The sequence below is a fragment of the Streptomyces sp. NPDC046805 genome (assembly GCF_040645355.1).
Lineage (GTDB): Bacteria > Actinomycetota > Actinomycetes > Streptomycetales > Streptomycetaceae > Streptomyces.
Genome location: NZ_JBEYYC010000009.1, coordinates 216,252 through 230,569 on the forward strand (window position 1 = coordinate 216,252; position 14,318 = coordinate 230,569).

The 14,318-nt window shown below is 71.3% G+C and carries 15 protein-coding genes and 7 tRNA genes; 13 read left to right on the forward strand and 9 right to left on the reverse strand.

The genetic code is table 11. The annotated features are described in order from the left end of the window. The first annotated feature begins 171 nt into the window (after window positions 1-171). Window positions 172-1,182: a phosphotransferase gene (locus ABZ910_RS12940; RefSeq protein WP_361362814.1), complete on the forward strand. Its 1,011-nt coding sequence runs from the start codon at window positions 172-174 to the stop codon at window positions 1,180-1,182. Window positions 1,183-1,263: 81 nt separating this feature from the next. Continuing rightward, window positions 1,264-1,554 (forward strand): zf-TFIIB domain-containing protein, encoded by a 291-nt coding sequence (locus tag ABZ910_RS12945; protein ID WP_361362817.1) that lies wholly within the window; start codon window positions 1,264-1,266, stop codon window positions 1,552-1,554. A 53-nt stretch (window positions 1,555-1,607) separates the two neighbouring features. Here ABZ910_RS12945 and ABZ910_RS12950 read toward each other — a convergent pair. The 5 genes from ABZ910_RS12950 to ABZ910_RS12970 all read right to left on the reverse strand — a co-directional run bounded on the left by ABZ910_RS12950 (window position 1,608) and on the right by ABZ910_RS12970 (window position 2,089). Further along, window positions 1,608-1,679: transfer RNA gene (locus tag ABZ910_RS12950), tRNA-Val, on the reverse strand. A 43-nt stretch (window positions 1,680-1,722) separates the two neighbouring features. Continuing rightward, window positions 1,723-1,794, reverse strand: a tRNA-Val gene (locus ABZ910_RS12955). Window positions 1,795-1,830: 36 nt separating this feature from the next. After that, a tRNA-Val gene (locus tag ABZ910_RS12960) sits at window positions 1,831-1,902 on the reverse strand. A 1-nt stretch (window position 1,903) separates the two neighbouring features. Then, window positions 1,904-1,977, reverse strand: a tRNA-Cys gene (locus tag ABZ910_RS12965). 39 nt (window positions 1,978-2,016) lie between these two features. Beyond that, a tRNA-Gly gene (locus tag ABZ910_RS12970) sits at window positions 2,017-2,089 on the reverse strand. Between the two features lie 177 nt (window positions 2,090-2,266). On the opposite strand from ABZ910_RS12970, the gene ABZ910_RS12975 reads away from it, so the two are divergent. Genes ABZ910_RS12975 through ABZ910_RS12985 form a run of 3 tightly spaced genes read left to right on the forward strand, consistent with a single transcriptional unit; the run spans window position 2,267 to window position 5,039 of the window. Beyond that, window positions 2,267-3,325: a chorismate-binding protein gene (locus ABZ910_RS12975; RefSeq protein WP_361362820.1), complete on the forward strand. Its 1,059-nt coding sequence runs from the start codon at window positions 2,267-2,269 to the stop codon at window positions 3,323-3,325. A 13-nt stretch (window positions 3,326-3,338) separates the two neighbouring features. After that, window positions 3,339-4,160, forward strand: coding sequence for an aminodeoxychorismate lyase (locus ABZ910_RS12980; protein WP_361362823.1), 822 nt, complete (start codon window positions 3,339-3,341; stop codon window positions 4,158-4,160). A 54-nt stretch (window positions 4,161-4,214) separates the two neighbouring features. Continuing rightward, window positions 4,215-5,039, forward strand: a complete 825-nt coding sequence (locus tag ABZ910_RS12985; RefSeq protein WP_361362825.1) for a GNAT family N-acetyltransferase — start codon at window positions 4,215-4,217, stop codon at window positions 5,037-5,039. Here the strand turns inward: ABZ910_RS12985 and ABZ910_RS12990 are convergent. Next, entirely contained in the window at window positions 4,997-5,575 is a 579-nt protein-coding gene (locus ABZ910_RS12990; protein WP_361362828.1) for a DsbA family protein, read from the reverse strand. The two genes, ABZ910_RS12985 and ABZ910_RS12990, sit on opposite strands and share 43 nt — an antisense overlap. Before the next feature lie 164 nt (window positions 5,576-5,739). On the opposite strand from ABZ910_RS12990, the gene ABZ910_RS12995 reads away from it, so the two are divergent. Next, window positions 5,740-6,249, forward strand: a complete 510-nt coding sequence (locus ABZ910_RS12995; RefSeq protein ID WP_361362831.1) for a hypothetical protein — start codon at window positions 5,740-5,742, stop codon at window positions 6,247-6,249. Between the two features lie 188 nt (window positions 6,250-6,437). After that, window positions 6,438-6,626, forward strand: a complete 189-nt coding sequence (locus ABZ910_RS13000) for a hypothetical protein (protein ID WP_361362882.1) — start codon at window positions 6,438-6,440, stop codon at window positions 6,624-6,626. Window positions 6,627-6,690: 64 nt separating this feature from the next. Here the strand turns inward: ABZ910_RS13000 and ABZ910_RS13005 are convergent, their stop codons facing one another. Further along, window positions 6,691-7,251, reverse strand: a complete 561-nt coding sequence (locus tag ABZ910_RS13005; protein WP_361362834.1) for a CGNR zinc finger domain-containing protein — start codon at window positions 7,249-7,251, stop codon at window positions 6,691-6,693. 265 nt (window positions 7,252-7,516) lie between these two features. Continuing rightward, complete coding sequence (locus tag ABZ910_RS13010) at window positions 7,517-7,930, reverse strand: SsgA family sporulation/cell division regulator (RefSeq protein WP_004002642.1); 414 nt, start codon at window positions 7,928-7,930, stop codon at window positions 7,517-7,519. A 190-nt stretch (window positions 7,931-8,120) separates the two neighbouring features. Here ABZ910_RS13010 and ABZ910_RS13015 point away from each other — a divergent pair, with 190 nt between their 5' ends. The 3 genes from ABZ910_RS13015 to ABZ910_RS13025 all read left to right on the forward strand — a co-directional run bounded on the left by ABZ910_RS13015 (window position 8,121) and on the right by ABZ910_RS13025 (window position 9,213). After that, complete coding sequence (locus ABZ910_RS13015) at window positions 8,121-8,588, forward strand: TIGR02611 family protein (RefSeq protein ID WP_361362836.1); 468 nt, start codon at window positions 8,121-8,123, stop codon at window positions 8,586-8,588. Window positions 8,589-8,634: 46 nt separating this feature from the next. Then, window positions 8,635-8,706, forward strand: a tRNA-Val gene (locus tag ABZ910_RS13020). Window positions 8,707-9,141: 435 nt separating this feature from the next. Next, window positions 9,142-9,213: transfer RNA gene (locus tag ABZ910_RS13025), tRNA-Val, on the forward strand. Between the two features lie 190 nt (window positions 9,214-9,403). Here the strand turns inward: ABZ910_RS13025 and ABZ910_RS13030 are convergent. Next, a complete protein-coding gene (locus ABZ910_RS13030) occupies window positions 9,404-10,129 on the reverse strand; it encodes a 3'-5' exonuclease (protein ID WP_361362839.1) in 726 nt (241 codons plus the stop codon). A gap of 168 nt (window positions 10,130-10,297) precedes the next feature. Here ABZ910_RS13030 and ABZ910_RS13035 point away from each other — a divergent pair, with 168 nt between their 5' ends. From ABZ910_RS13035 to thrS, 3 genes are all read left to right on the forward strand, one after another. Further along, the gene (locus ABZ910_RS13035; RefSeq protein ID WP_361362841.1) at window positions 10,298-10,864 is read left to right on the forward strand and encodes a DUF4365 domain-containing protein; all 567 of its coding nucleotides are present in this window, start codon (window positions 10,298-10,300) and stop codon (window positions 10,862-10,864) included. Further along, entirely contained in the window at window positions 10,861-12,078 is a 1,218-nt protein-coding gene (locus tag ABZ910_RS13040; RefSeq protein ID WP_361362843.1) for a hypothetical protein, read from the forward strand. The genes ABZ910_RS13035 and ABZ910_RS13040 overlap by 4 nt, the downstream gene beginning before the upstream one ends. 135 nt (window positions 12,079-12,213) lie before the next feature. Next, on the forward strand, window positions 12,214-14,190 hold the full coding sequence (thrS, locus tag ABZ910_RS13045; RefSeq protein ID WP_361362846.1) for a threonine--tRNA ligase: 1,977 nt from the start codon (window positions 12,214-12,216) through the stop codon (window positions 14,188-14,190). Window positions 14,191-14,318: the final 128 nt, after the last annotated feature.

A 14,318-nucleotide genomic window follows, 5' to 3' on the forward strand; every position in this document is an offset into this window, starting at 1 on the left:
TGAAACCCCGTGGGGACGGGGGTGCGACGGACGGCAGGGATGCCGGCGCGGCTGGGGAGCTGCGCCGGCATCGCCGTCCCGGCGAACCGGTCCGCGCCGCAGGCATTTGAGGGCGCGCACGCGCGTGTGCGTACGCTCGCGGACCGCAGCCGCACACACCCGGGGGACCTCGTGACCGCAGACCTACTACCGCAGTTGGCCGCGCAGGCCGCGGCCGCGGCCCATCCGGACGGTGCCCCCTGCGACTGCGCCGCGATCGTCACCCTCGCCGACCGCCCCGACGCGACCGTCGTCGGCCACGCCGGAATCGTCGCGAAGGCGCACGCCGCTGACACCGATCCCGCCGAACTCGCCCTGCGCCTGGCCACGGCGGCCCGTCTCCCGGACATCCTCCTCCCGCCGGTCGGGACGGCTCCGGCCCTCCTGAACGACCGCCTCGTGACGTTCTGGCCGTGCGGCACCCGCGTGGATCCGGACGATCCGGACGCGGCCCCCTGGGAAGCCACCGCCCGCCTCCTGGCCCGGCTCCACCGCACCCACGCCGCCCCCGGGCCCGTCGCGACCACACTGCTCCCCGGGCCGGTTGCCGAGGGCGACTCCCGGCCTGCCGCGCCGCCTCCCATGCGCGGCCCCGTCAAGGCCGCCCGCGCGATCGCCCGCCTCCGCGCCGCCCTCTTTGCGGCGCCGTCCCCCCACCCCGCCGCACCTCCGGTCCTGCGGGCCTGGGGCACGCTCCCCGCCTGGGCCCGCGCCGAGGCGCCCATGCCGGACACCGCCACCCTCTGCCACGGCGACCTGCACCTCGGCCAACTCGTGCGCGCCCCGGCCCCGGACGGCCCCTGGAAGCTCATCGACGTCGACGACCTCGGTGTGGGCGTGGCCGCCTGGGACCTCGCGCGCCCGGCCGCCTGGTACGCCTGCGGACTGCTCCCGCCCGACGCGTGGGCGCGCTTCCTGACCGCCTACCGCGCGGCTGGAGGCCCGGCCGTCCCCGCCGACGGCGACCCCTGGCCCGCCCTGGACGTCCCCGCCCGTGCCCTCACCGCGCAGACCGCCGCCCTGGCCGTCACCAAGGCGCTCGCGGCGGACCGCCCCCTGGACGAGGTGGAGCAGTGCCTCGTCGACGCCTGTGACCGAATGGGCTCCCTGCCGTTGGAGTTGGCGGACGGAATCCCGAAGTAGCTTGCAACCGACGGGGGCCGGACCGAGTCTGTCCTGGAGGAAACACCAAGCAGCACCGGACGGCGAGGAGTTGAGCCGAGCATGCAGTGTCCGAAGTGTCACGCGCCGATGCACACCTACAACCGCAACGGCGTCCAGATCGAGCAGTGCAGCGGATGCCGCGGCATCTTCCTCGACTACGGCGAACTGGAGGCGCTGACCCGACTGGAGTCCCAGTGGGCCCAGCCGGCCCCGCCGCCCCCGTCCGCCCCGCAGACGTACCCGGCGCCGTCCGCCCCCGCCTGGGGCGCCCCGCACGGGGGCCACGGCCACTACGGGCATCACGGCCACCACCGCCACAAGAGCTTCGGCCACATGCTGTTCTCCAGCTGACCGGCGCACGAAGAAGCCCCCGGCCGTACGAGACGGCCGGGGGCTTCGGTGTGTGGACGATACTGGGATTGAACCAGTGACCTCTTCCGTGTCAGGGAAGCGCTCTCCCGCTGAGCTAATCGTCCTCGGGACCACGATCACTCCATGGAGCGGATCATGGGCACTGCGTGCGCGATACTGGGATTGAACCAGTGACCTCTTCCGTGTCAGGGAAGCGCTCTCCCGCTGAGCTAATCGCGCGGGGGATCCTTGCGGATCAAGGTCCTTGCGGACCAGTGGACGATACTGGGATTGAACCAGTGACCTCTTCCGTGTCAGGGAAGCGCTCTCCCGCTGAGCTAATCGTCCTTGGAGGTGGAGACGGGATTTGAACCCGTGTAGACGGCTTTGCAGGCCGTTGCCTCGCCTCTCGGCCACTCCACCAGGAGTCTAGAGGATCAGGAAGACCCTCTTGTTCCTGCGAGCGGACGACGAGGCTCGAACTCGCGACCTCAACCTTGGCAAGGTTGCGCTCTACCAACTGAGCTACGTCCGCTTGTCGTTTCGGTCCGCTTCCGCGTCCCGGCGACGTGTTGAACTTTAGCGGATTCCCCGGCCAGTACAAAAACGCGTTTGCGCAGCGTGCTGCGCCGCACCCGTCGGACACCCCGGCCGGGGCACCCGCGGGACATGCCCGGGCCACCCTCAGGACACCCGCCATAGACTCGGCCGTGTGCTCCGCCCTGCTCCTCAGCTCCCCCCTCTGGCCCGCTTCGGCGACCGCGTCGCCACCGGCCTCCTCGACGTCACCAGCGATCCCGCCGCTCTGGACTCCACAGGGTTCTGGGCCGTCTGCGCGGACTTCGAGGGTGGCCTGACCTGCGCGCGCTTCGCGGACGTACGCGAGGAGCCGGTGCCCGCGCCGGTGCCGGGCGCGTGGCACGGCCCGGCGGTGGACGACTGGACGTCGTCCCTCGACCGCGCCGCCTACACCGCGGCCGTACGCCGCATCCGCGACCACATCGCGGCCGGCGAGGTCTACCAGGCCAACCTCTGCCGCGTACTGACCGCACCCGTCGCCTCCGACGCCGACGTGGACGCCCTGACCGCCCTGCTGGCCCGCGGCAACCCGGCGCCGTACGCCGGAACGATCCGGCTGCCCCGGCACGGCGTCGAGATAGCCACGGCCTCCCCCGAGCTCTTCCTGCGCCGCGACGGACGGGTCGTCGACTCCGGCCCGATCAAGGGCACGGGACGCACCGAGGCGGACCTCCTGGAGAAGGACTACGCCGAGAACGTGATGATCGTGGACCTGGTCCGCAACGACATCGGCCGCGTCTGCGCCACCGGCACCGTGAGCGTCCCCGACCTGTGCGCCGTCGAGAAGCACCCCGGCCTGGTCCACCTCGTGTCGACGGTCCGCGGCGAGCTGCGCGACGGTTCCGGCTGGCCCGAGCTGCTCGCCGCCGCCTTCCCGCCCGGCTCGGTCACCGGCGCGCCCAAGTCGAGCGCCCTCAGGATCATCGACGCCCTGGAGACGGCGCCCCGGGGCCCCTACTGCGGCGGGATCGGCTGGGTCGACGCGGACCACGGCACCGGCGAGCTGGCCGTCGGCATCCGCACCTTCTGGATCGACCGCACCACCGACGGCGCGGCCGTCCTGCGCTTCGGCACCGGCGCCGGCATCACCTGGGGGTCCGACCCGGAGGGGGAGTGGCGGGAGACGGAACTCAAGGCATCCCGGCTGCTCACGGTAGCGTCGGGGGTGTACGAGGCGAGGGACTGCGAGTGAAGGGGACCCTTTCGTGAAGATCTGGCTGGACGGCGGACTGCAGGACGCCGAGTCCGCCCGCGTGTCCGTCTTCGACCACGGACTGACCGTGGGTGACGGTGTCTTCGAGACGGTGAAGGCGGCCCACGGGAAGCCGTTCGCGCTCACCCGCCACCTCGACCGGCTGACCCGCTCGGCCCGGGGCCTCGGCCTGCCCGACCCCGACCACGACGAGGTGCGCCGCGCCTGCGCGGCCGTCCTCGAGGCCAACCCGATGCCGCTCGGCCGGCTGCGCATCACCTACACCGGCGGCCACGGCCCGCTCGGCTCCGACCGCGGCGAACACGGCCCGACCCTGGTCGTCGCCCTCGGCGAGACCACCCGCCGCCCCGACTCCACCGCCGTCATCACGGTCCCCTGGACCCGCAACGAGCGCGGCGCGCTGACCGGCCTGAAGACCACCTCGTACGGCGAGAACGTCGTCGCCCTCGACCGCGCCCGCCAACAGGGCGCGTCCGAGGCGCTGTTCGCCAACACGGTCGGACAGCTCTGCGAGGGCACCGGCTCCAACGTCTTCGTCGTCCTGGACGGGGAGATCCACACGCCGCCGGTCGCGTCCGGCTGCCTGGCCGGCATCACCCGCGCCCTGACCGTCGAGTGGACCGGCGCCCGGGAGACCGACCTGCCGCTGGACGTGCTGGAGCGGGCTGACGAGGTCTTCCTCACGTCCACGCTCCGCGACATCCAGGCCGTGCACCGGGTCGACGGCCGTGAACTGCGCGGCGCGCCGGGCCCGGTGACCGCCAAGGCGATGCGGACCTTCGACGAGCGGTCCGGGGACGACCTCGATCCCTGACCGCGCCGGGAAATTGGGCTGACACGGGTCGTCGCGACGGGTACAACACCTTTGATGACGACGACCCTGCGGCCGACCGAGCCGCTCCAGCGCGCCGCCGACGGGGCACTGTCCCGCCACTTCCAGGTGTGCGTGAACAGCCGTCCCGTCGGCGGGATGCGGCTCTCGACGCATCCCGCCTTCGGGGTCTCCGTCGCCCAGATCGACGACCTGTCCATCGAGGAGCCGGACCGCGGCCGCGGCCGGGGCGCGGTGGCCGCGCTCGCCGCCGAGGAGGTCGCGCGCGGCTGGGGCTGCGAGCGCGTCGAGATCAGGGTGCCCGCCGAGGCCGGGCCCGCGCTGCGGCTCGCCACGGCGCTCGGGTACGTCCACCGCAACCGCGGCATGGAGAAGACCCTCGGCGACGTCGCGCCCGCTCTGCCGGAGGGAAGCAGGGGCCGGCCCATGACCGAGGACGAGTTCGGGCCCTGGACCGAGCACAAGATCCGGACCTACGTGCAGTCCTGGAGCAGTCGCGGCGTGCCCGAGGACGAGGCGCGGGCCAAGGCCCGGCAGGACCACGCCGAGCTGCTGCACCAGGGCCCCGCGACCGGGAACATGCTGGTCAGCGTGCTGGAGCACGAAGGCACCCGGGTCGGCACCCTGTGGCTGTCACTCATCAAGAAGACGGCGTACGTCTGCGACGTCGAGGCGGACGAGGCGTTCCGCGGCCGGGGCCACGGACGCTCCCTGATGCTGCTGGCCGAGGCCCAGTCGGTGGCCGCCGGCCACCGCGTCATCGGCCTGAACGTGTTCGCCGGCAACACCCCGGCCGAGCGGCTGTACGCGTCGCTCGGCTATGTGCCGGTGGGTTTCTCGATGTACAAGAACCTGCTCTGAGGCAGGCGCTCAGCCTGCTGCGCGAGCAGCCGGTCCGCGATCTCCTCGATCCGCTCGCGCAGCCCCTCCTGGCTCTTGCCGCCGTCGAGGCGCTCGCCGCCGATGACGTAGGTCGGGGTGCCGGTCACGCCGATGGCCTTGCCCTCGGCCTGGTCGGCGTCGACGGTCAGGATGTGCCGCCCGTCGATCAGCGCGGTGTCGAACTCCTCGGCGTCCAGGCCGAGTTCACGGGCCACCTCGAGCAGGAAGGGTTCTCCCGCACGGTTCAGCTCCTCGACCCGGCCCAGCACCGCCTCGACGTAGTCCCAGCCGCGCCCCTGCTCCTGCGCCTCCTCGGCGGCCTGCGCGGCGGCGAAGGAGTGCTTGTGCTTTTCCAGCGGGAAGTGCCGCAGCCGCAGCTCCAGACGGTCGCCGTAGCGGGCGCGCAGGGCGCGGAGATCGTCCAGGGCGCTGCGGCAGTCCGGACACTGGAGTTCGCACCACACGTCGAGATCCGGTACGGGGGCGTCGGCGGGTGCGGGGGAGGAGTCGTTCATGAACGCCAGTCTCCCAGGCCCGGAAGCGGCGGCCCAACCCGGACGGGAGGAGGACGACCCGGCCTGGGGAGGGAGGCGATCCCGGACGTGGGGTCGGGGAACAACCCGCAGATGTCCCTGAAGTCGGGCCGGACCATGGCACGGCGGGGATCGGGCGGTGCAGGATGGAAGGGACGAACCGCACCCCCGCGTTCGCCCTGACCGACCGAGCCCGCCTGGAGGACCGGATGATCGCAGAAACCGTCTGTTCCGCCGTGTCCGCGGCCGGCCTGGGCATCGCGGCGGTCACGGCCTACCGCAAGCGCTTCCTGGCGGCCGCCCGCATCGCGGCCTACTCCCTCGTCCCCGTCGGCCTGGTGATGACGGGCGTCGTCGGCTGGCTGGCCAGCACCGCGTTCAGCCCCACGGCGTGGGCGGGCTTCGGCGTGCTGGCCGTCGCCCTGGCCCTGTTCCTGACCACCCGCGCCATCGAGCGCCGACGCGGGCGCACACGCACGGAGCGCAGGGCGACGACCCGAGGCACGCAGGGTGACGCCGTCGTGCCGACGGCGTCGACGCCCTCCCTGGGTCCGGCGGTCGGCTCCGGGAACCGCCCGGCCACCACGTCCCGCGCCACCGATTCCGGGGACGACTTCAGCGACATCGAGGCCATCCTCAAGAAGCACGGGATATGACACACGGCCGTACGACGCTCCACCGATCCGCACGGCCGTCCGGCGGACCGAGGGCGGTCGGTCGCATGACGTGCTGAAACGCCACGGAGCGTCCGGATCGCAGCCGGAAGCGTTCACGGCCCGACCGGAACCGGACCGGACATCACGGGATTCGGCGAACTCCCGCGCTTTCCGTGCGTGTTGATCGCGTGCCCGCCGCCCCCTGGGCCATCATCGCCCGCGAGATGCTGGATACGACACAGAGCGAGGCCGCGCCGCCTGAGGACGAGCCGCGCGGGTGCCTCTTCGCCCTTTCCCAGCCACCGCTGATGATCTTCCTTGCGGTGATCGGGTGTCTGATCCTCATGGCTGCGCTGCACGACCTGCTGTTGCTGTGAGCCGTACGCGTCAGCCCCGGCTACCCGCCGGGCTGGCGCCGGCATCGAGGGTCCGCCCGGCGGATCAGCGGGCCGCCTCCTTGCGCCGGGCCCGGTAGGCGGCCACGTGCAGCCGGTTCCCGCAGGTACGGCTGTCGCAGTAGCGGCGCGAGCGGTTGCGGGAGAGGTCGACGAAGGCGTGCCGGCAGTCGGGAGCCTCGCAACGGCGCAGCCGCTCGTGCTCCCCGGCGACCACGAAGAACGCCAGCGCCATCCCGCAGTCGGCGGCAAGGTGGTCGGCCAGGGAGGCACCGGGAGCGAAGTAGTGCACGTGCCAGTCGTAGCCGTCGTGGTCGGTGAGCCGGGGTGTCGTCCCCGCGGCGGCGATCAGCTCGTTGATCATCCCGGCGGCGGACCGGGCGTCCGGGGCGGCGAAGATCCCCGCGAACCGCGCGCGGATCGCGCGCACCGCCGACAGATCGAACTCCGTCAGCACCCCCACATCGCTGACTTCGTGGTTTCGTACGAAATCCTCGAGCGCCGCGACATCGGACAGCCCGTCGACCGCCGCCTCGTCCTCCGGCACGGTGTTCACCAGATCCACCACGGTGTCGAGGGCACACCGGGTGTCGTGGGTGATCAGCACGTTTCGCTCCCTGGCCTGGGGTCGGGCGGGCGCCCGCCGATGCTGGCCGATGGTAGTGGCCGGCTGCCAGTGAGAACGGCTCCACGGAGGCCAGGGTTCCCCGGGCCGGGCGACCGGCGCCCGAAGGGGCGATACGTAGGCACGCCGATGCCGCCCCCGCGGAGAGTCACGGTGGCGGCGTCGGTGCGTGCATGCCGTATGCGGTTGTCTGGGCCCGAGCCGTCTCCCCGAGTGGACGGCGCCGGGCGGCTTGGAGGGAGTAGGCCTAACTTTCCGCCAGGATGTGGGAGAGCTCCTGATCCAGATCGAAGTGCCGGTGCTCCGTGCCGGGGGGCACGGCGGCGTCTGTTCGCTTCAGGAAGGACTCCAGGGCCCGCGCCGGGGCCTCGAGCAGAGCCTCGCCCTCCGGAGAACTCAGGGCGATGCACACGACGCCCTGGCCATGGCTGCGGGACGGCCAGACGCGGACGTCGCCGGTGCCGGTGGGCCGGTGGAGCCCCTCGGCGAGGAGGTCGCGGGCGAACACCCACTCGACGGTCTCCTCGGCTCCGGTGTGGAAGGTGGCGTGCACGGCGTAGGGGTCGGCCGTGTCGTACCGCAGGCCTGCGGGGACAGGCAGGGAGGACTCGCTCGACACAACGAGGCGCAGGTGCAGCTCGCAGCTGACCGTGGTGTTCATAAGCGCCAGGGCCTTTCGCTCAGTGTGCGCTCGGGGATTCGCACGTCGGCGAAATCGACATGCCACCTACGGTGCCGTTGTAAACCCCTCTGCGTGTTTTGCGTGTCTTTACGTAACTCTTCCGGCCGAGATCCTGTACGAGGCTTACGACCATTTCGGTGACTGGTTCGCTCCGGTAGGGTTTGGTCGTATGAATACGGGGAGTAACGAGCCGGGCGAGGTTGCCGTGGCGTCGGACGAACTGCGGGCGGACGGGGTGCGAGCGGACGGGGAGCGCGACGAGCGGGGGCTCGGCTCCAGGGCGCCGGCGTTCGTCAAGGGGCGTCGCGTGCTGCACGTGAGCTGGCAGGTCGGCGTCTTCGTGATCGGCCTCGCGGTCGTGGGCGCCGGCATCGTCATGCTGCCGCTGCCCGGACCCGGCTGGGTCGTGATCTTCGCCGGCATGGCGATCTGGGCGACCGAGTTCGTCTGGGCCCAGCTCGTGCTCCGCTGGACCAAGCGCAAGGTCACCGAGGCGGCGCAGAAGGCGCTCGACCCGAGGGTGCGCCGCCGCAACATCACCCTGACCGTGATCGGCCTGGTGATCGTGGCGGTTCTGGTCGGGGTCTACGTCTGGAGGTTCGGCGTCGTGATGCCCTGGCGGATCAAGGACCAGTGATGGTCCGAGGTGTCCCCTGACATGGGGTAATGTTCTTCCTGTGCCCGGGCGATTAGCTCAGTGGGAGAGCGCTTCGTTCACACCGAAGAGGTCACTGGTTCGAACCCAGTATCGCCCACCCGGAGACACCGGCCCGTCTGCGATCCGATCGCGGGCGGGCCGTCGTCGTATCCCGGCCGGGGGGGGAGGTGACGGTCCGTTATCAGTGGACTCCCATCGAAGGAAATCCCTCTCGATGATTTTCGGAGTTTCAGGAATGTCACCGGATTTCTCCGGAAGCGCGACCGGTGAGCCTTTTTTACTTGACCTCAAGTGCCAGTGCGGGCAGCACATCTGATTTCCGGTCATTTCTCTTCACCGAAGGCGAGCGCCGTCGCACGGGCGGCGGCGCTCACCCCCTGGAGTGTGGCCCATGTCACGCCGTACGCCATGAGTACCCGTACTCAGATCCGCACCACCCGCCGTCCGCCACCGTCCGCGCCCCCCCGGCTGGCCCCTCGGGGCAGCGGTTTGGAGGAAACCCGCCGGGGCCTGTATTGTTCACTGCGTTCCCGGGCGATTAGCTCAGTGGGAGAGCGCTTCGTTCACACCGAAGAGGTCACTGGTTCGAACCCAGTATCGCCCACCGGGAAGAGAGCCGGTCCGCTTTGGCGGACCGGCTCTTCTCGTCTGCCCGCGGCCGGACTGCGCTCCGCCCTTCATGGGGCAGGGGAGGCCGCGTGGCGTGAGGAGGCTTCTCATGGCGGTTCCTGGTGACGGGGGGGTGCGCGCAGGCGTCCGCCGTCGCGGGCGCCTCCCCGCCACACACACGGTCCCTACGCCGCCGCGGGCAGCTCCGGGCGCAGCGGCCAGGCCGCGTCCACGGACTCCGGCGCCCCGCTGCGCGCGAACCATGCCTCCAGGCCGCGCGCCTGAGCCGCATGCCATGTCGCCTGCAGGGTGTGCAGCTCGGCGGGGGACAGGCGGTCCAGACGGGTCGCGAAGCGGCGGCCCAGCGCCCGTACGACATCCAGGGCGGCCAGCGCGTCCGAGGCCGCGTCGTGCGCGCCCTCCAGCGTGACGCCGTAGTGCGCGCACAGGTCGGTCAGGGTGCGGCGGCCCTTGCGGTAGCGGTCCAGGTGCTTGTCCAGGACTCGGGGATCGAGCACCAGCAGCGATGGCGACGCCAGCCAGCGGTCCAGCGGCGAGGCCCGGTGCCGGCGCAACTCCCGGTCCAGCAGCGTCAGATCGAACGGCGCGTTCATCACCACGAGCGGCCGGCCCCGCGCCGCGTGCTCGGCCAGCTCCTGGGCTATCTCGTACATCACCGGCGCCGGCCAGCGGCCGTTGCGCTGCAGATGCTCCTCGGTCAGCCCGTGTATCGCCGTCGCCGCCTCCGGCACCGGCACACCCGGGTTCACCAGCCAACGGGTCACCCGGGGCCGGGTGTCCGCGGCGTCCTGGACGACGACGGCGGCCGACACGATCCGGTCGGCCTCCACGTCCACGCCCGTGGTCTCCGTGTCGAAGGCGGCCAGAGGCCCCTCGTACCAGCACGTCATGGCTCACCAACTCCTCGCTCGGCCACGGCAGATGACGTGCCGTCTTCTGCCTGTTTGGTGATACCCGGGCTGTTTGCGCCGTACGCCGGGGGGACACAACAGGAGTACGGGTCTTTGCAGTTCAGCGGCCCGCAACGGGGAAACTCTTGGCGTGGAAGGCTGTTGGTCATGGCGATCGCGCAGCCCGAGCGGGGCGGGCTGCTGCCCGACCGCAGGGGCCACCACCGCGGCACACTCGCCACCACCGCCTGCATGGAGACACTGCAGGTCGGCTATCTGCACGCGGTCGCCGCGGCCGCGGGCTGCTCGCTGTCCCAGCCGTTCCCGGACAACGGCATCGACTGGCACGTCAGTCACAGTGCCCCCGGACACACCGTCGATGACGAGGTCACGATCAAGGTGCAGCTCAAATGCACGTACCAGATCGCGCCGAACCCCCCGGGCCGCTTCTTCTCCTTCACGCTCGACAACGCCCACCTGCGCAAGCTCGCCCGCACGCCCGTCTCGGTGCACAAGATCCTGGTCGTGATGCTCGTCCCCCGGTCCCAGGACGACTGGCTGCGCGCCAGCCACGACCGGCTCGACCTGCGGCACTGCTGCTACTGGGTCAACCTCGCCGGCCACCCCGTCACCGGCAGACACCGGACCACCGTGCGGATACCGACCTCGCGCATCTTCGACGACCGGGCGCTCTGCGAGATCATGACGCGGGTCGGAACGGGAGGCAGGCCGTGACACACCGCCCCTACGACGAGCCCCTGCGCGACGTCAGGCCGCACCCCGTCGACGCCCGCTGGAACCGGCCCCCCGAACCCGCCCGCGTCGACCCCGCCGTGCTCGGCGCCCTCCTGCACCGGCACGGCTGGCAGCGCCGCGGCGGAGCGGCCGGGCGCTACGGCCGGTGGACCCCGCCCGGCCCGGCCGGCGGCACCAGCCTGCTCGTGCCCGAGAACCGGGCCTTCCCCGACAGCGACGACCTGCTCGGCGAGGCGCTCGTCGCCCTGTCCCGCAGCGGCGCGCCCTCCGCGCGCGAGGTGCTGGTCTCCCTCGCCGTGCCCAGCGACGAGATCCGCTGGTGGCGGGACGCGCCCGGCGGACCCGGCGGCACCGCGCCCTGGACCGTCGAGGAGCAACTGCGCACCGCCGCCCGTCAGATGCTCCTCGCGGGCGCGCTCGCCACACGCGCCCGGGCCGGGTACCACGGTGCCCGGCACCGCCGCCGGGCCGCCGCGATGCTGGAGCACGTCCTCGTCGGACCGGCGTCCGAGGGCCGCCGTCTCACCGCCTTCGTGCCCGCGGCCGTCGCACGCCCGCTCGCCGTACGCCTCCACCAGGCCCTCTACGCCGCCCGCGAGGCCATCGACTACCAGCGGGCCACCGGCGGCATGGACGCCTTCGACGGTGCCGTCGAGGCGGGCGTCAGCCGTGAACTCACCGAGGCACTGATCGCCCTCGTGCGCGGGACGGAGGGCGCGCGGATCGCCGTCGCCTGGGCTCCGGCGGCCGGGGTTCCCGAGGGCTGCGCGGCCCGTGCCGAGGCCGTCGAGTTCTCGCCCGGCGACCTGCCCGCCCTGCGCGCGGCCGGGGCCCGCTATCTGCGCGCCGAGCCCTCCGTCCCCGTCCGCATCACCGGCGCCGTGGTCCGGCTGTGCCGGTCGGATCCGGGCGGCGAGGGAGTCGTACGGCTGCGGGTGATCGCGGGCGCCGAGGTGCCGCACATACGCGCCACCCTGGACGAGCAGGCGTACCGGATCGCCGGGCACGCCCACCTCGTCGGACTGCCGGTGCGGGTGACCGGGCGGCTGGAGAGCCGGGGCGGCTTCCGGCGGCTGACCGGCGCCCGCGGCGTCGTACCCGTGGAGGTGGACGAGGCGGAGCGGGACCGGCTGATGAAGTCCCTGGAGGACAGGCCCGACTTCTTCGAGGGAGCGTGCGGCGGCGAGGACTGACCGCCGCTGTGCACCGTGACCAGGCGGAGACGGTGAGTAACCGTTTCGCGGTAGGCCGCTCGGGGTCGGTACGATCCCGCTATCGCGCGCGCTCCCGGTATGGCGCCGCAAACCACCTGCAGTCAGGAGAGACCGGTGTCAGACGTCCGTGTGATCATCCAACGCGATTCCGAGCGGGAAGAGCGCACGGTGACGACGGGCACTACGGCCGCCGAACTCTTCGCCGGCGAGCGCTCGATCATCGCCGCGCGCGTGGGCGGCGAGCTCAAGGACCTCTCGTACAAGGTGAAGGACGGCGAGGCAGTCGAGGGTGTCGAGATCTCCTCCGAGGACGGCCTCAGCATCCTGCGCCACTCGACCGCGCACGTCATGGCGCAGGCCGTGCAGGAGCTCTTCCCCGAGGCCAAGCTGGGCATCGGCCCGCCCGTGAAGGACGGCTTCTACTACGACTTCGACGTCGAGAAGCCGTTCACGCCCGAGGATCTCAAGGCCATCGAGAAGAAGATGCAGGAGATCCAGAAGCGCGGCCAGCGCTTCTCCCGCCGCGTCGTCACCGACGAGGACGCCCGTGAGGAGCTCGCGGACGAGCCCTACAAGCTGGAGCTGATCGGCCTCAAGGGATCGGCCTCCAGCGACGACGGCGCGGACGTCGAGGTCGGCGCCGGCGAGCTGACGATCTACGACAACCTCGATGCCAAGACCGGCGACCTGTGCTGGAAGGACCTCTGCCGCGGTCCCCACCTGCCCACCACCCGGAACATCCCGGCGTTCAAGCTGATGCGCAACGCGGCCGCCTACTGGCGCGGCAGTGAGAAGAACCCGATGCTCCAGCGCATCTACGGGACCGCCTGGCCGTCCAAGGACGAGCTGAAGGCGCACCTCGACTTCCTCGCCGAGGCCGAGAAGCGCGACCACCGCAAGCTGGGCAACGAGCTCGACCTGTTCTCCATCCCGGAGCAGATCGGCTCCGGCCTCGCCGTCTTCCACCCCAAGGGCGGCATCGTCCGCCGCGTGATGGAGGACTACTCGCGGCGCCGCCACGAGGAAGAGGGCTACGAGTTCGTCTACACGCCGCACGCCACGAAGGGGAAGCTCTTCGAGACGTCGGGCCACCTCGACTGGTACGCCGAGGGCATGTACCCGCCCATGCAGCTCGACGAGGGCGTGGACTACTACCTCAAGCCCATGAACTGCCCGATGCACAACCTGATCTTCGACGCGCGCGGCCGCTCGTACCGTGAACTGCCGCTGCGCCTCTTCGAGTTCGGGACCGTGTACCGGTACGAGAAGTCGGGCGTCGTGCACGGTCTGACCCGTGCCCGCGGCTTCACCCAGGACGACGCGCACATCTACTGCACCCGCGAGCAGATGGCCGACGAGCTCGACAAGACGCTCACCTTCGTCCTCGGCCTGCTGCGCGACTACGGTCTGACCGATTTCTACCTGGAGCTGTCCACCAAGGACCCGGAGAAGTTCGTCGGCTCGGACGACGTCTGGGAAGAGGCCACCGAGACGCTGCGCCAGGTCGCCGAGAAGCAGGGGCTGCCGCTGGTTCCCGACCCGGGTGGCGCCGCGTTCTACGGCCCGAAGATCTCCGTCCAGGCCAAGGACGCGATCGGCCGTACCTGGCAGATGTCGACCATCCAGCTCGACTTCAACCTGCCGGAGCGCTTCGACCTGGAGTACACCGGTCCCGACGGCTCCAAGCAGCGTCCGGTCATGATCCACCGCGCGCTGTTCGGCTCCATCGAGCGGTTCTTCGCGGTGCTGCTTGAGCACTACGCGGGCGCTTTCCCGGCGTGGCTCGCGCCGGTCCAGGCGGTCGGCATCCCGATCGGCGACGCGCACGTCGAGTACCTGGAGAAGTTCGCCGCCGAGGCGAAGAAGAAGGGGCTGCGGGTCGAGGTGGACTCCTCCTCGGACCGTATGCAGAAGAAGATCCGCAACGCCCAGAAGCAGAAGGTGCCCTTCATGGTCATCGCGGGCGACGACGACATGGCGGCCGGTTCCGTCTCCTTCCGCTACCGCGACGGCTCGCAGGAGAACGGCATCCCGTTCGACGAGGCCATCGCGAAGATCGCGCAGGTCGTGGAGGAGCGGGCGCAGGTCTGATCCGGCGCTCGGTGAAGGCCCCCGGGAGGCTCACTTGAGTTCTTGTGGTCGTCGCAACACCCCAGCTGGGGAGTGCGATGGACTTCGAGATCCGGGACCGGTCAGTCAACCGGGGCCGTCGTAGATTG

Coding starts and splice junctions, on each gene's coding strand:
- ABZ910_RS12945 (WP_361362817.1), top strand. CDS start 1,264: ATGCAGTGTCCGAAGTGTCACGCGCCGATGCACACCTACAACCGCAAC.
- ABZ910_RS12985 (WP_361362825.1), top strand. CDS start 4,215: ATGACGACGACCCTGCGGCCGACCGAGCCGCTCCAGCGCGCCGCCGAC.
- ABZ910_RS12990 (WP_361362828.1), bottom strand. CDS start 5,575: ATGAACGACTCCTCCCCCGCACCCGCCGACGCCCCCGTACCGGATCTC.
- ABZ910_RS12995 (WP_361362831.1), top strand. CDS start 5,740: ATGGAAGGGACGAACCGCACCCCCGCGTTCGCCCTGACCGACCGAGCC.
- ABZ910_RS13010 (WP_004002642.1), bottom strand. CDS start 7,930: ATGAACACCACGGTCAGCTGCGAGCTGCACCTGCGCCTCGTTGTGTCG.
- ABZ910_RS13015 (WP_361362836.1), top strand. CDS start 8,121: ATGAATACGGGGAGTAACGAGCCGGGCGAGGTTGCCGTGGCGTCGGAC.
- ABZ910_RS13030 (WP_361362839.1), bottom strand. CDS start 10,129: ATGACGTGCTGGTACGAGGGGCCTCTGGCCGCCTTCGACACGGAGACC.
- ABZ910_RS13035 (WP_361362841.1), top strand. CDS start 10,298: ATGGCGATCGCGCAGCCCGAGCGGGGCGGGCTGCTGCCCGACCGCAGG.